General features: G+C 39.5%; 11 protein-coding genes. 1 reads left to right on the top strand and 10 read right to left on the bottom strand.

The genetic code is table 11. The features are described 5' to 3' along the window. Nucleotides 1-93 precede the first annotated feature (93 nt). The 8 genes from SanJ4206_RS02350 to treP form a co-directional block, all read right to left on the bottom strand. Entirely contained in the window at nt 94-852 is a 759-nt protein-coding gene (locus tag SanJ4206_RS02350) for a CPBP family intramembrane glutamic endopeptidase (RefSeq protein ID WP_003028339.1), read from the bottom strand. 101 nt (nt 853-953) lie between these two features. Continuing rightward, complete coding sequence (locus SanJ4206_RS02345; protein ID WP_003028340.1) at nt 954-1625, bottom strand: DUF1803 domain-containing protein; 672 nt, start codon at nt 1623-1625, stop codon at nt 954-956. Then, nucleotides 1618-2130, bottom strand: a complete 513-nt coding sequence (locus SanJ4206_RS02340; RefSeq protein ID WP_003028341.1) for a YiiX/YebB-like N1pC/P60 family cysteine hydrolase — start codon at nt 2128-2130, stop codon at nt 1618-1620. Before SanJ4206_RS02340 ends, SanJ4206_RS02345 begins: the two co-directional genes overlap by 8 nt. 49 nt (nt 2131-2179) lie before the next feature. Beyond that, entirely contained in the window at nt 2180-3115 is a 936-nt protein-coding gene (locus tag SanJ4206_RS02335) for a manganese-dependent inorganic pyrophosphatase (RefSeq protein WP_003028342.1), read from the bottom strand. A gap of 140 nt (nt 3116-3255) precedes the next feature. Continuing rightward, complete coding sequence (gene pflA, locus SanJ4206_RS02330) at nt 3256-4053, bottom strand: pyruvate formate-lyase-activating protein (RefSeq protein WP_003028343.1); 798 nt, start codon at nt 4051-4053, stop codon at nt 3256-3258. A gap of 168 nt (nt 4054-4221) precedes the next feature. After that, a complete protein-coding gene (locus SanJ4206_RS02325) occupies nt 4222-6432 on the bottom strand; it encodes an endonuclease/exonuclease/phosphatase family protein (RefSeq protein WP_022525176.1) in 2211 nt (736 codons plus the stop codon). A gap of 159 nt (nt 6433-6591) precedes the next feature. Then, nucleotides 6592-8223: an alpha,alpha-phosphotrehalase gene (treC, locus tag SanJ4206_RS02320; protein ID WP_022525175.1), complete on the bottom strand. Its 1632-nt coding sequence runs from the start codon at nt 8221-8223 to the stop codon at nt 6592-6594. Between the two features lie 206 nt (nt 8224-8429). Continuing rightward, nucleotides 8430-10442, bottom strand: coding sequence for a PTS system trehalose-specific EIIBC component (gene treP, locus SanJ4206_RS02315; RefSeq protein ID WP_003028346.1), 2013 nt, complete (start codon nt 10440-10442; stop codon nt 8430-8432). A gap of 177 nt (nt 10443-10619) precedes the next feature. Between treP and treR the strand changes: the two genes are divergently transcribed. Next, nucleotides 10620-11330, top strand: a complete 711-nt coding sequence (gene treR / locus SanJ4206_RS02310; protein ID WP_022525174.1) for a trehalose operon repressor — start codon at nt 10620-10622, stop codon at nt 11328-11330. A gap of 152 nt (nt 11331-11482) precedes the next feature. Here treR and SanJ4206_RS02305 read toward each other — a convergent pair whose 3' ends face one another. Together SanJ4206_RS02305 and SanJ4206_RS02300 are read right to left on the bottom strand one after the other, a co-directional pair. Beyond that, nucleotides 11483-12823, bottom strand: coding sequence for a hemolysin family protein (locus SanJ4206_RS02305; RefSeq protein WP_003028348.1), 1341 nt, complete (start codon nt 12821-12823; stop codon nt 11483-11485). Nucleotides 12824-12936: 113 nt separating this feature from the next. Then, nucleotides 12937-14586, bottom strand: a complete 1650-nt coding sequence (locus SanJ4206_RS02300; protein ID WP_106382580.1) for a phosphoenolpyruvate carboxykinase (ATP) — start codon at nt 14584-14586, stop codon at nt 12937-12939. Between the last annotated feature and the right edge of the window lie 167 nt (nt 14587-14753).

Raw genomic sequence — 14753 nt, 5'->3', positions numbered from 1 at the left:
AAACGTTTTCGACCTTTAATTATTTAAGAAAATTTATACTAGCAAGGAGAGATGAGCACAATTCTTCAGAAATCAAAATCTTGCTTTATGACTTTACTTTCTCCAACTAATCAAAACATACATCAGACTTGACCCAAACATATCTGCAAGTGCATGCACGAGGAAGAATGGTAAGAGGTTTTTAACATTATATTTGTAAAGAAAATAATAGAGAATTCCAAAGCCAACACCAATTGTCAGTGCCCAGAGCATTCCTTGATAGGTATGGAAAGAAACGCGAATAATCGTCGAATAAAGAAGAACCCACCACTTATATTTATCTTTCACTGAGGTCAATAAACCTAAGAAGAAAAATTCTTCATAGAAGCCATTGAGCAAAGCATAGAGAATAGCCATAGGTGTCAAATCAATAAATTTGCGGAAAATTTCCGTCAAATCAATATATTTCCACAATTGCGGATCAAAATAATTGTATTCTCCGCTAAGGGTCGTCACTGTATCCGCGAGAATCCCCATAACCGCAAAGATAAATGGAACCCAAAAGAGTACAGACCACGATAAACGAATTGGCAACTGCTTAAAGTCAAAACGGCGAAGTATTAAATAGGCTATCGTCAAAGCTAACATGAGAAGCTGCAATTCTAAATTACTGGAATAAGCTGCTCCGTCACTTGCTATTTTACTAGCTGTATCTGTTACTGCTGCCGTAGTGGACGGTGACAAGCTCGCAAGATAAAGTTCTGTTGAACGATAAATAAATTGTCCAAACAACAGAGCTGTCACAATGACAATATCAAACCATTTCAAATACTTCAACGGCTGAGACGGACGAATTTTTGCTAAAAGATTCACGATACATTCCTTTCATGAAATGATTTAGTGACTACCAAATCTTGCTAAACTTAAACCTTATACTTATAAATCTATCAAATAAACCTTAAAATTTTATTATTCTAAGGTTTATCTAATGCTTTCTTTACACGAAAGGTCAATGTTTCCTTATCAAAATCCAATTTTAATTCATATTTCCCTGCTTCGTTAGGCGCAATATAACCTAAAATCACTAGAGCATCTACAAAAATATCACGCCGTTTCTGCATCAGCTCAGTTTTGCGACCATATTTTAAGAGGAAGGTCGTCATATATTTTAAAGCATACTCAGGATTCACATCTCCTACCAAATCATAGAGTTTTTGTTGCTGATTGGTCAATGGATATTGTTGTTTCAACCTATAAAAATAATCGGAAAGCGTCAACTGCTCTCTGAGAAAATCCGTTTTTTCTACTAAAATAGCTTGGTTTGTTTGATTGGTTAAATGTGTCTCAAAACGCATATTCAGCAATTCTTGATAAAGAGGACTGTCATCTCGCACAAAGACTTCCTGATCCAAAGACAAATCCGTCACATTTTCCAATAGAGGAACGCTTTGACGATAGCGTTTATTTTCCCGAAGTACATATCCTGCTTTGATATATTCCTCCATGGAGCGATCAATATTGGAAAAGTTTGCAAATTCATGCTTTATCTCTCGCAAAGTAACATCGTCATGTCGGTCTAAGTAATTTATCAATTTATGAAAAAAGGGCTGACGTGTCAAACGACTGGGATTGATTACTTTAATCATCTAATCTTCCTTTATAAACTAATTTTTCGGATTGAGCCAATTGACTAGGATTGGTTCCCGGCTGATGAAGAGGAACAGCTAGCCCCAATTCCTTGTAATACTGCTGCCAAAAAGGAGCAATTTTCTCATCTTCATCACCGAACTGCATAGCAATAGTTTCAAAAATGGGGAGAATTTCCGCAATATATTCAGAACAGTAAAAACCTGTCGCATTTGGATAAAAGCTATTGTTATAAGGCTTGTAAAGGTGTTGTTCTGCTCTTTTCCAGACAGCTTTCGCATCTATATCAGGGAAAACATAGACACCATAACATTCATCGTCCTGTAAAAATTCCTCTATCGGCAGTTTTATGACTCCCCGCTCGCTTGTCGCATGGTAAATCCAGCCGTCAAAAAAGATCGCCACATGATTATACCGCCCAGTTGATCGCTGAATAGCTTCTGCCATATCAGATTGACTGGACACAAAAAGCAAATCCCCATTTTGTAAATCTTGAATTTTCATAGAACTATTGTATCAAAAAAGGAGCCGAAACTCCTTTTTTATTCTATTCTTAAGCATTAAAACTTTCTGTTAATTGCGGAACGACTTGTTTCTTACGAGAAACAGCACCAGCAAGGAAAGCGTGGTTGTTTTCAAGAACAAAATTGAAAGCTGCTTCTACCTTATCCATATTGCGACCGATTGCCAGGATTTCTGAGTTTGAGTTGACAATGTCGGTAATCATCAAAACGAAGTCAGAATAACCATTAGCTGCGTTTGCTTTTTCAATAGCTGCTTCCAGTTCACCTTGACGTTCCAAAACTTCTGCAATATCAACTGTGTTGACCTGTGCCACACGAACTTGATTTCCGTTTAATTCAAATGTTTTAGCATCAATATCAATCAGTTCTTCTGCTGTTTTGCTGGCTAAGTTCGTTCCAGCTTTAAGCATAGCCAAACCGTATTCTTCCAAATTCACACCAGCCAATTCAGCCAATTCTGGAGCAATGACTTTGTCACTTGGATGTGTAGTTGGTGATTTCAAAAGAAGGGTATCTGAAATCAAACCGGAGAGCATCAGACCAGCCAGTTCTTTTGGTACAGCTACGCCAGCTTCTTTAAACATGCGGTAAACGATAGAAGAAGCTGAACCGACAGGTTCCAAACGCATATACAATGGACTTGCCGTTTCAAAATTCGCTACACGGTGATGATCCACAACACCGTACACTTCTACTTCTGTAATGTCAGAAATAGATTGTTGAAATTCATTGTGGTCTGTTAAAATGACTTGCTCAACTCCTTCTGCCTTTGCAGATGTCACCACACGCGGTGCTTTTACACCAAAAGTATCCAAGACAAACGCTGTTTCTTCATTTGGTTCTCCCAAAGCAACCGCTTCTGTATCCAATCCATAAGCCTCACGTGCAAGGTAAGCAAAGGCTACAGCTGAACCAATCGCATCTGAATCTGGATTTTGGTGACCGAAAACTAAAATTTTAGACATGATAGTACCTCATAAACTTTTTATACACCCTATTTTAGCACAATTTTAAGATTTTCACAAAGAGAGTAATAGAAAAGCACCCAATTGTCAGCTTTTCTGGCTAACTCCTTGAGTGCTTATTAACATTTCACTTTTTTGTATCAACTATTGTGTACGCGGTTCATGTACTCGGTATAGGATTCTGTTTTCATAAGCTCTTTGGCATTTTTTACTCGATCAGCAGTTGGTGGTTTTATGCCTTCTAATGGATAAGGAATACCCAATTCACGCCATTTGAATTCTCCCATTGTATGATACGGCAGCACTTCAAATTTATCAACTGTTTTTAAGGTTTTGACAAACTCACCTAACTCTTTTAAGTCGTCATCACGGTCTGTCAAAGTCGGAACCAAAACATGACGAATCCACATTGGAACACCTTTATCAGATAGATATTTTGCACATTCCAAAATATTTTTATTGGTATGTCCTGTTACAAATCTATGCTGGGCATCGTTGATTTCTTTAATATCCAGCAACACTAAATCAGTCACTTCAAGCAGGCGATCAAAAACTTTGAGATACTCTGGCGTATTGCGGAAAGGCATCGCACAAGTATCTAAAGTGCAATGAATCCCCAGCTCTTTAGCCTTGGTAAAGAGAGCCGTCACAAAATTAATCTGCAAGAGGGCTTCACCACCACTTACTGTAATCCCACCTTTTTTACCCCAAAAACCACGATAACGAAGCGCTTCTTGCAAGATGTCTTCCACCGTTCGCTCTCTTGAATTATTTGTTTCCATTGCCCATGTATCTGGATTGTGACAATATTGACAACGCATCTTACAACCTTGTAAAAAGACAATGAAACGGATGCCAGGCCCGTCAACAGCTCCAAAGCTTTCAGTTGAATGGACCATTCCTGTTACTTTTCCATAATCAATTACTTCTTTTTCCATCGTCTTATCCTCTTGAAAACGTTTTATAATACTATTATAACACTTCTTTTCTAGATAGAGGGACAATTTGTCTATTTTTTAGAAAATAATCTGTTTTTCAGTTTCATTTTCAATATTTTTCAAAAAACGAGAGAAGTCTAAAACTCTATCGTTTATCATCTATTCCTTTTAATCCGCCACTTTCTTTCGCCAAAGGAGGGTTGCGTTTAAGATGACACTCCCTACAACAGCGACTTCAGCGCCTGTTGTTCCTGTAGATGGTAAAATCCTCTTTTTAGTTAGTTTATCATCTTTATTTGGTGGCATTGTGGTGTCACCAGAAGGTTTTGGTTCATTTGGTTGTGTCAGTGTCGTATTACCTTTCTTCTGACTAAAATCAAGCTGTGCAATAACGGGATCGTGATCTGACGCCCGACCGTGTTCTTCCATAAAGGAAGCATTGATATGAACTGGTGAGAATACTGTTTTATCCGCAATATTTTTTGAAACAAAGATATTGTCTAAACTTTGATTGCTGCCACGGTAGAAGTAAGAATACCGATCAGCTGCATCATGATTGAGCATCATATTTACCAATTCATTACCAGCAACTGCTTTTGCTGTCTCTGAAAATTCAAAATCATTGAAGTCACCAGTCAAAACAAATTTCAAATTAGGATTTTGTTTCAACCCTTCTTTGACAAAGGCATTCAACAACTTAGCTTGCTCAATCCGCTGCGCTAATGTATTTTGCACTGCAGGCTGTTTTGAACCATAGACCGCATCGTCCCCGAGCTTGGATTTCAAATGATTGGCGATCACGACAATCCGTTCGCCTTTAAATTCAAACTCTGCTGCTAAAGATTTTCTAACTTTTTCAAAGACTGGATTAGCTGGGTCTATTCTGGCAGGATTTTTCACCAAATGACCGTCCTTGAAAGCAGCCGTTTCTGTGCTACTTCCTGCTTCACGTTCTACTAGCTTCACTCGTTGAGGATTGTACAAGAAAGCTACACGAATATTGGAGCCAGGTTTTCCTCCGTCTGCACCGTCAACAGGAGCTACTTCGACATACTTATACTCTTTGCCGCCTAATTGTTTAATCTTAGCAGCTAACTTTTCCCCACTTTCAACACCACTTACTGTGCCGTCATTGACACTTCCGTTATTATCTTGAACTTCTATGAGTGTGATAATATCTGGACTATGGATTTCATTGATAAAGGATTTGGCAATTTTCTCCACTTTTGCGTCAGGTGTTTCGCCCGTTGCATTGTTCGCCGAGAAGTTTTCGATATTGTAAGAAGCAATCGTCAATTTATCTTCACTTGGGTAAAGTTTAGAAACCTCTCTTTGCAAACCACCGTCTTGCAAAGCTGGCAATTGGGTTGGCTCCAACTTAAAGACTTTACTGCGATAACTCACGACTCCAACAACATCTTCATTAAAGTAATCTTTGGCTTTGGCAACAAACTTATTTCCCACATAAACTGGAATGGTTGCCGTATTTTGTACATTCGGACGTAAATTGACGCCACCGATATTATTTAACGGTAATTCTTGATAGCCAGCAGGCAACAGGTAGATATCCCCGCGATATTGTGGTCCAAGCACATGAGGTTTTTTAACTGTTGTCAACATGCCTTCAAGACTTTCCCAATAGTCCAAGGCGTCATGCTCTGGATCATAGACAGTCGGAGTATTGTCTACGATATCTTTTGGCATACGCTCTGAAATATTGACAGGAGCTGGCAATACCGCTGTTCCGTCTTTTGCTACCTTTGAAGCTATCAATTGCGTGACAGTCAAGCTACCAGCCGGCTTTTGAAATTGTTGTCCCGGACGGATGCTGAGCGACTCCATGTAACCTTCTTTAACTTCACCTTCAATCGTCAATCGGTCTCCAACAGCTACTTTTTCCTTTGAAACTACATAGATAGCATCTGAAGTCTTTGTGTTCCCGTCAGCTTTGATATCTTGTACATAAAAGCCATATTGATCCGTTTTAGTGACGACTACATTTGACACACGCACCTTTTTCCCATTATAAGGCGATTCATGCGCTTCGCCTTGAATTTGACCAATATTGGCTACCTCGGTAAATTCAGAAGTAGTGGCTCTTGCTTCACTGCTTGAAGCTTCTGTCTTAGGTGTTTCTTCACTTGTGCTACTCGGCTCATTCGTACTACTCGTACTGCTTGCTGAACTTTCAGAAGTTATTTCTGATGATTGCGACTGTGTTGTCGAAGCAACAGAACTAGACTCTGAAGTCATTGTTACAGAAGTTTCTGAACTTGAAGAGCTCGCCTCATTTGCTTGAACAACAGGACTTAGAACGCTACTAGCTAACAAAATAGCTGTCGCAAACAATACAGGCAATTGTTTTGAAGTTTTTTTCATATATTCTCCTTTACATCATAATTTAGAAATCAAATTTCCTTGAGATGTATTTCTACCGTAATTATTATAAATAAAACAAAAGGATAATACAAGCGCTTTCTCTCGGGTTTTAAAAAATCGGCTGAACAATTCAGTCGATTTTAGGATTTATTGCTGCATTTAGTGTTTATTTACAATAATTGCCAAACTTTCATAAGGTCTTAAGGTTACAACTTCTGCTGTTTGAGCTTCTTCATAATTGGAAAGGAGCACTTCGCCATTTTGATACTCTGGTAAAATATCTATCGTAATCGGATCTGGATAAAAGTTATTGAGTACCAGAAGTCTTTCGTCACCTAATTGACGCTCGAAAGCATAAACTTGCTGACTGTCTTCATAAACTGGTCGATAGCTGCCTTCGGCAATGATAGGAAGCTCCTTGCGAAGGGCAATCAGTTTTTGATAGAAAGTGAAAATCGGTCCTTGCATCTCATTTTCAACATTGATTTCAGGATAAGATTTCCCTGCTTTAAGCCAAGGACTGCCTGTCGTAAAGCCAGCATTTGCTGAATCACCCCACTGCATGGGAGTGCGAGAATTATCGCGAGATTTGGCCTGAATAATTGCAAAAGCTTCTTCTGGTGTTTTGCCTTGCTCCAGCAGCATCTGATAGGCATTGATAGACTCCACATCCACATAATCTGCCATAGAGTCATAGTCTGGATCCACCATGCCGATTTCTTCTCCCATATAAATATACGGCGTGCCGCGAGATAGATGAATGCTGGCCGCAAGCATGGTTGCTCCTTCATTGCGGAAATGCTGAACATCAACAAAACGATTTAAGGCACGTGGCTGGTCGTGGTTGTTCCAAAATAGAGCACTCCAGCCATCATGGTCACTCATTTCCTTGCCCCACGTATGGAAAAGACGCTTGAGTTCCTCGAAATCAAATTTTTTCAAGCTCCATTTTTGACCATTTTCATAATCCACCTTCAAATGATGGAAATTGAAAGCCATAGACAATTCGTGACGTTCCGGATCTGTATAGAGAATGCAGTTTTCAATAGTAGTCGCACTCATTTCTCCGACAGTTATAAATGAGTCAGCCTGTCCGAAAGTCGCTTCATTCAGCATGTGCAGGTAGTCATGTACAATGGGCTTGTCCGTATAGGCAGGCTTACCATCATTTTCCGGACAGTTTTCCAACACCTCATCTTTTCCAATCAGATTGATGACATCAAAGCGAAAACCCTTGACACCCTTGTTCCGCCAAAAATTGACAACTTTGAAAAGTTCTTCACGGACATGAGGATTGCGCCAGTTAAGATCAGCTTGCGTCACATCAAAAAGATGCAGGTAGTACTTGCCCATTATTCCAAAAGGTGCCCAGGCGCTGCCGCCAAACTTAGACAGCCAGTCTGTTGGCTCATCGCGCAGAAAGAAAAAATCTTGGTAGTACGGATCACCAGCTAAAGCTTTTTGAAACCATTCATGCTCGGTCGAGCAATGATTTAAGACCATATCCAGCATGAAGTCAATGCCGTATTCTTTCCCAACTTGGACCATCTCTTCAAAGTCAGACATCGTCCCAAAAAGAGGGTTGACAGCCGTATAATCTGAAATATCATAACCATTATCACGCTGCGGGCTGGGATAGAAAGGATTGAGCCAGACCATATCCACTCCTAATTCTTTGAGGTAAGGAATTTTCTCAATAATGCCTTGAAAATCTCCTATCCCATTGCCGGTCGTATCTTTAAATGATTTTGGATAAATTTGATAGACGACTTTTGTCTTATCTAATGCCATTTGTCTTCCTTTTCTATTTCTAAAAGAAAGAGGCGGGGCTTGCGCTCCTCCCCTTTATCGTTACTTTTATTCTTTGCTACGAGCCTTTGTGCCTCTCGTTAAGAGATTGCTGCTTGGATTTCCAGCAGTGAAGCAAATGGATTACTGAGATAAATTTGTCTATTCGTTAGATAAAATCCTGCTCACCATAGCTCGTATCAAACATTTTACCCGATTCGAGTAGCTGTCATCAGCTTATCTCCACGTCTAACAGTTCGCGGTAATGTTCCCTGTTCATCAGCCTGAAATTGCTCTTGATTTGTGATAATCACAGGTGTTTCAGTCACTAAGCCAGCTTCCTGAATAGCTGCTATATCAAAACTAACCAGTTTCTGACCTACGCTCACTCTGTCTCCTTGAGCCACATGAGCTTCAAAACCTTTTCCGTCGAGATTAACAGTGTCCATACCGATATGCATGAGCAATTCGACACCTTCATCTGACACGATTCCAACAGCATGATTGGTTGGGAAAAGCACTGATACCGTCCCGTTCACAGGGGCCACTAGTTCTCCCTCACTTGGAAGAATGACAACTCCTTGTCCCATCACGCCTTGAGCAAAGACAGGGTCGGTTGCTTGGCTTAATTCTTTGACTTCTCCAGCAAGCGGGCTGACAATTTCTGCAAAATCCACTTTTGCTGCTGCTTCTTTAGCTTCGTCAATGGCTTCAATTTGCGGTGATTTGACACTTTCATCTTCTGTCTTTGTAAACATGCCTGTCTTGCGGAAGAAGAAAGTCAAAATCATCGGTACTGCAATAGCTACTAACATAATAAGGAAGAATGGAAGCATGTATTTAGCTTGGATAGATAAGATACCTGGAATTCCACCGATTCCGATAGCATTGGCTGTTACGTTAAAGGTTACGGATAAGAGACCTGCGATAGAAGAACCAATCATCCCTGCCACAAATGGGTAGACGTACTTCACGTTGACCCCGAAAAGGGCTGGTTCTGTAACACCTAGATAAGCAGAAATCGTTGCTGGCAGAGAAATCTGTGCTTCACGTTCATTATGACGGTTCATCAGATAGTAAGCAAATACAGCTGAACCTTGAGCGATATTGGACAAGGCAATCATTGGCCATAGCGCCGTACCGCCTGTATCTGCAACCAGCTGTGTATCAATGGCATTGGTCATGTGGTGCAGACCAGTGATAACAAACGGAGCATAGAGGGCACCAAATATCGCACCAAAGAGCCATTTAACAGGACCAGTCAAACCAGCAAGCACCGCTGTTGACAGCCATTGTCCAAGTGTCCAACCAATTGGACCAAGGACTGTATGCGCTAGAATCAAAGCTGGAATCAAGGATAAAAATGGCACAAAAATCATGGACACAACTTCTGGAATGCGTTTGCGCCAGAAGATTTCAAGATAAGATAGCGACAATCCTGCAAGCAGAGCTGGAATAACTTGTGCTTGGTATCCAATTTTTCTAACTGTGAAGAAACCAAAATCCCATACCCAGTTTTTAGCAATTTCTGAAGCTGGCGTACCAGCTACTGCATAAGCGTTAAGTAACTGAGGAGACACCAGACAGATTCCCAAAACGATACCGAGGATTTGACTGGTTCCCATTTTACGAGAAACAGACCAAACAATACCAACAGGTAAGAAGTGGAAAATCGCTTCACCCGGTAGCCACAAGAATGAGTTTACCCCGCTCCAGAACTGTGATACATCCACAATTGTATTGTAAATCGGAGTACCGTCTTTAGCAAACTGAGCAACACCGTCAACCATTTTTTGACCGAGTGCCTGAATCTGTACACCTTCCAGAATATTGCGGAAACCGAGAATCAGCCCCCCAACGATAATGGCTGGAATAATTGGAGTGAAAATTTCCGCCAGCATTGTCATGACACGTTGTACTGGATTCTGATTGCTTTTGGCAGCGGCTTTAGCTGCTTCTTTTGATACTCCTTCAATCCCTGAAACAGCTGTAAAATCATTGTAGAAAATCGGCACATCATTTCCGATAATGACTTGAAACTGCCCTGCATTTGTAAAAGTTCCCTTTACAGCTGGAATGGCTTCAATTGCTTTTACGTCTGCCTTCTTTTCATCTGCCAATACAAAGCGCATCCGAGTTGCACAATGGCTGACAGCTGAGACATTTTCCTTGCCGCCGATAGCCTCTAATAGGGTCTTGGCGTCTTTTTCAAATTTTCCCATTTTCTGTTTGGCTAGGCTTAACCTAACACTCTCCTTCTTTTTTCATCATTGTACAATTGATTGATACATTTATTGTAAACGATACCAAAGATGTCTGCAAGTTGTTTGTGCAAAAAAGAGCCTTTTTTGGTAAAATTTATTTAGTTGTATGCTAAAAAGAAAACAAGTGAGGATATCATGAAAAAATATGAACAAATTTTTAAACTCTTAGAACAAGATATTCTAAACGAGAAATATCAGATGAATGATTATCTTCCTAGCGAACACGAACTTGTCCAGACCTACAAGGTCAGCCGTGACACGATTCGTAAATCGCTTGATTTGCTTCAAAAAGCTGGTCTCATTCAAAAAATGAGAGGTCAAGGCTCTAAAGTCATCCAACAAGAACAGATTGACTTTCCCGTTTCCAACCTAACTAGTTACCAAGAACTTGTCCGGCAACATGGAATGAATTCTAAAACCAATGTCATACAGTTAGAAAAAATTACAGTTGATAAAAAATTATCCAGTCTTACTGGTTTTCCTGAATACCGTCTGGTGTGGCGGATTATTCGCCAAAGGGTCGTTGACGGGATTGCCTCCGTCTTGGATATTGATTACCTTGATAAGAGTTTTGTCCCTTCTATTAGCCGTGAAATTGCAGAGCATTCAATTTATGCTTATTTAGAAGATGAACTGGGACTACACATTTCTTACGCCCAAAAAGAAATCACAATTGATCCAGCCACCAATCGCGATAAAATATTGATGAACATTGGAAATGACCACCATGTCGTCTCTGTCAAATCCAAAGTTTATCTTGCAGACGGACAGCAATTTCAGTTTACAGATAGTCGTCATAAACTCGAAAAATTCCGTTTCGTTGACTTTTCCAAACGGCAAAAATGATCATGACCCTTCACAAAATTCACTCTTCAATATTAAAAATAAAGGAAGAATGTCGTTGTCATCAATCTGCTTCCTTTATTTTTAATGTCATTCACATATTTATAAAAAGTAAAGTAAACTTATCAATTTTTGAAAAACGAAAGAAGCTGAGACTATTTCTCAACTTCTTCCTCTTCTTCTACTATTTCAGAAACTTCTACTTTGAGCTTTGTCACACGTCCATTTTTTACCTTATCATTGGTTAAAATGAGCTTTTTGCCCTGACTTTCCACTTCATAACTCAAACGCTCTTTCACGTCGGGTATCGAACCTACGCCCGTCAAATAATAACCCGCAATGGTATCAACGTCATCACTTTCCAGTTCAACTTCAAAATACTCGTTAAAGTCATTCAAACTCATGGTTCCAAGGACGAAATAAATATGGTCAGAAACCTGATACACCTCTACTTCAGCCTTATCTGTTTCATCATCTATCTCACCGACAATTTCTTCCAGTAGGTCTTCCAACGTTACCAGACCAGACATACCACCATATTCATCTAACAATATCGCCATTTGATTTTGCGTATTCCGCAACTCTGTCAGCAAATCATCCACGAAAATTGTTTCTGGCACAAAGAGCGGTTCCTGCAAAATTTTTCGTAGTACAATATTATCAAAACCATTAGTAAACGCCTCATTTAATAGACGCTTGGTGTGAATCAGTCCAATAACATTGTCTTTATCATCATCATAAACCGGAATCCGTGAAAAGTTCTGCTTCAAAATGCTTTCAATAATTTCCTTGGTATCATCATTGATGTCCACCATAAAAGCATCGGTACGAGGAACCATTACCTCACGCGCCATCATCTCATCTAGCGAAAAAATCCCCTGCAGCATTTCAATTTCATCTGCATCCAATGTTTCTTCACTATTGGTCAGCATATACTCAATCTCATCACGTGTCATTTTCTCATCTGCATCATCAAAGGTCATGGGAGTGATTCGACTGAGCAGATTGGTAGAGGCTGATAAAAGCCAAACAAAGGGACTGACAATTTTTCCCAAGAAGATGATAACTGGCGCTGTACGAACCGCTAAGGAATCTTTGAGGTTCAGAGCGATTCTCTTTGGATACAATTCACCAAAAACAATCGAAATATAAGTCAAAATAGCAACAGATAAAAAGCTTGCAATGGCTCTTGCAGTCTCGGAATTTCCCATCCAAGAAGCAATTTCCTGACCGAGTGTATTGGCCAAACTAGCCCCTGACAAAATCGTAATCAAAGTAATCCCAACTTGAATAGTGGACAGAAAATGATTAGGATTTTCCAAGACTTTTAACAAACGAATGTATTTTGCATCGCCTTCTTCAGCTTTTTGCTCTACACGAGCGCGATTTAAAGATACCATCGCCATCTCTGCTGCTGAAAAAAAGGCATTTAAAAGTGTTAAAACTAGTAATAGTAAAGCTTGCAGTAACAAGGTCTGACTGCTAGGGTCTTCCATGAATGTTCTCTCCTCATATATAAGTAATCTTAATTATAGCATACTTTTTGACTTCTTGCACAGGGAGTGTTAAAAAGAAAAATTTGGAGGGAAATTACAAAGAAAATGATTTATTAAGATTCTAGATTTTGCAGAACTGTTTCCAAGCGTGAAATTGCATCAACAGGAAGTGCCGTTTTAGGGTATTTTTGATTAAAGGCAAGCAAGAAGTTCAGCCGTACTTGCATTCTTTCTCTAAGTAATTGTTTGTAGCGAGCATCAAAATTCGGAATCGGATACCCTTCACATTCCATGTATTCAAAACCCTCCAATGGCCCAAATGGTTTAAATTCTGCTTCTTCATCAACAATTTTTTCAATAATACTCAGACTAATCTCTTTTGAAATCCCTTTTCCCATATAAAATCCAGTATTAATGATATAACAGTCGACACCAGATTCAAAAAGGCTGCAAAATTTCCGATAGTCTTCTACCAATGGATACACTCTAAATGGATTAGCATAAGGTTCAATAACCAAATCATCATGCTTACCAGTCACATTTTCAGCATTGGAACGCTTGGTCATCAATGTACACCCCATCGTAGAAGCCATCAGCGGATCATTGATTTTAACTAAAGGCGGGAGAGAATCGTCTTTCATAATCCAGAAAATGGCTTGGATAGGTTCATCAATTCGATCGACCCGATTTGGCGTTGCAAAACGAGACTTAACTGTCCGACCATTTCCATTTCGAATATCCTCTGTCACCAATTTTTTTAGACCATTGTCATCCAGTGTCACACCACAATTCTGAACTGTTACAAAAAAGTCCTGCTCCCTATGTCCAATGGAATAGTCATTCGTTTTATCAAAATAGGATGGTTCCAAAGCAATGGAAGACCCATCTTTGACAGAAATAATAAAGGCATCATCATGCAAAACCTTAATATCATATTTTCCATTGTGTTTGGCATGTGTCAGTGTGGATTTCCCTGAACCAGATAAACCAAAGAAGGAGGCTACATAGTCTTGCTTTTCAGCCTCTTTTTGTTTAAAGATTTTCAAGCCACCGTGACAAGCTACATATCCATTTCTAGCAGCGGTTGCCCAAGCTAAGGTTAAGGTCGCTTTTTTCAACTCACCAAAGTAATTTAAACCCAAAATAATGACACAATTGTGCTGAGTATCAAAATAAACCAACCCTTCAGGATAATCTGGATGCTTCCATTTGGGGTCAAAAAAGACAAATATATCATTTTCATCGTACTTTTTAGAAACTCTCAAACGATTTTTAAACTCTTCATCCAAAATTTGAAAGTTTAAAAGCCAAGAATAAAGATTGTTGATTTCATCCTCAGGAACCATGAGATGAGCACAAGCCATAAAGTCTTCATCTAGCCCTACAACTGCATCTGCCTTATAAAATTTTCGATGATGAGCCTGATAAATTGCACTGCGTACTATCGAAAGCAACTTTTCATCTTCCTCACTGTCCCTACCAAAAATCCGTCGAGCTTTAGCCGTTCGACCAACGACTGCTCCAGAATTCGTTAATAAAACGCGAGCATAAGAAGGCAAGCCCAGTTCCTTTGTATGAATGACAGGCATATCTAAGACAACTGTCCCAGCAGCTGCGGAAGCCAATTGATACGCTTCTTCCACCGTTTTTATTGCAACAACCTGATTTTCATAAAAAGCTGTTTCAATGATTGCCTTCAAAGGAGAGAAATAAGAAGAATCTTTTCTTATTTCCTGCGGAGAATATTTACGACGTGTTACCATAGGTGTACCTCCTCTATCTTATTAGTTCTATTTTAGCATAAAAATACACTTATGGTTTTAATAAAACGTATTAGAAAAAAAGGAGTGGAATTCCAAACTAAATTTTTGTTGCATTTAGTTTGCTTCCACTTCCCTATATTCATCATTCTAAAACATTAAGACATAGT

It is taken from the genome of Streptococcus anginosus, assembly GCF_001697145.1.
Classification (GTDB): domain Bacteria; phylum Bacillota; class Bacilli; order Lactobacillales; family Streptococcaceae; genus Streptococcus; species Streptococcus hominis.
Note: the sequence above shows the minus strand (reverse complement) of the source record. Positions and strands in the feature narration are given on the sequence as shown.

What these genes read in the sequence shown, in the direction of transcription:
- SanJ4206_RS02305 (WP_003028348.1), bottom strand. Translation starts at nt 12,823, where the DNA reads ATGGAAGACCCTAGCAGTCAGACCTTGTTACTGCAAGCTTTACTATTA.
- SanJ4206_RS02340 (WP_003028341.1), bottom strand. Translation starts at nt 2,130, where the DNA reads ATGAAAATTCAAGATTTACAAAATGGGGATTTGCTTTTTGTGTCCAGT.
- treP (WP_003028346.1), bottom strand. Translation starts at nt 10,442, where the DNA reads ATGGGAAAATTTGAAAAAGACGCCAAGACCCTATTAGAGGCTATCGGC.
- treC (WP_022525175.1), bottom strand. Translation starts at nt 8,223, where the DNA reads ATGGCATTAGATAAGACAAAAGTCGTCTATCAAATTTATCCAAAATCA.
- SanJ4206_RS02300 (WP_106382580.1), bottom strand. Translation starts at nt 14,586, where the DNA reads ATGGTAACACGTCGTAAATATTCTCCGCAGGAAATAAGAAAAGATTCT.
- SanJ4206_RS02325 (WP_022525176.1), bottom strand. Translation starts at nt 6,432, where the DNA reads ATGAAAAAAACTTCAAAACAATTGCCTGTATTGTTTGCGACAGCTATT.
- treR (WP_022525174.1), top strand. Translation starts at nt 10,620, where the DNA reads ATGAAAAAATATGAACAAATTTTTAAACTCTTAGAACAAGATATTCTA.
- SanJ4206_RS02335 (WP_003028342.1), bottom strand. Translation starts at nt 3,115, where the DNA reads ATGTCTAAAATTTTAGTTTTCGGTCACCAAAATCCAGATTCAGATGCG.
- pflA (WP_003028343.1), bottom strand. Translation starts at nt 4,053, where the DNA reads ATGGAAAAAGAAGTAATTGATTATGGAAAAGTAACAGGAATGGTCCAT.
- SanJ4206_RS02345 (WP_003028340.1), bottom strand. Translation starts at nt 1,625, where the DNA reads ATGATTAAAGTAATCAATCCCAGTCGTTTGACACGTCAGCCCTTTTTT.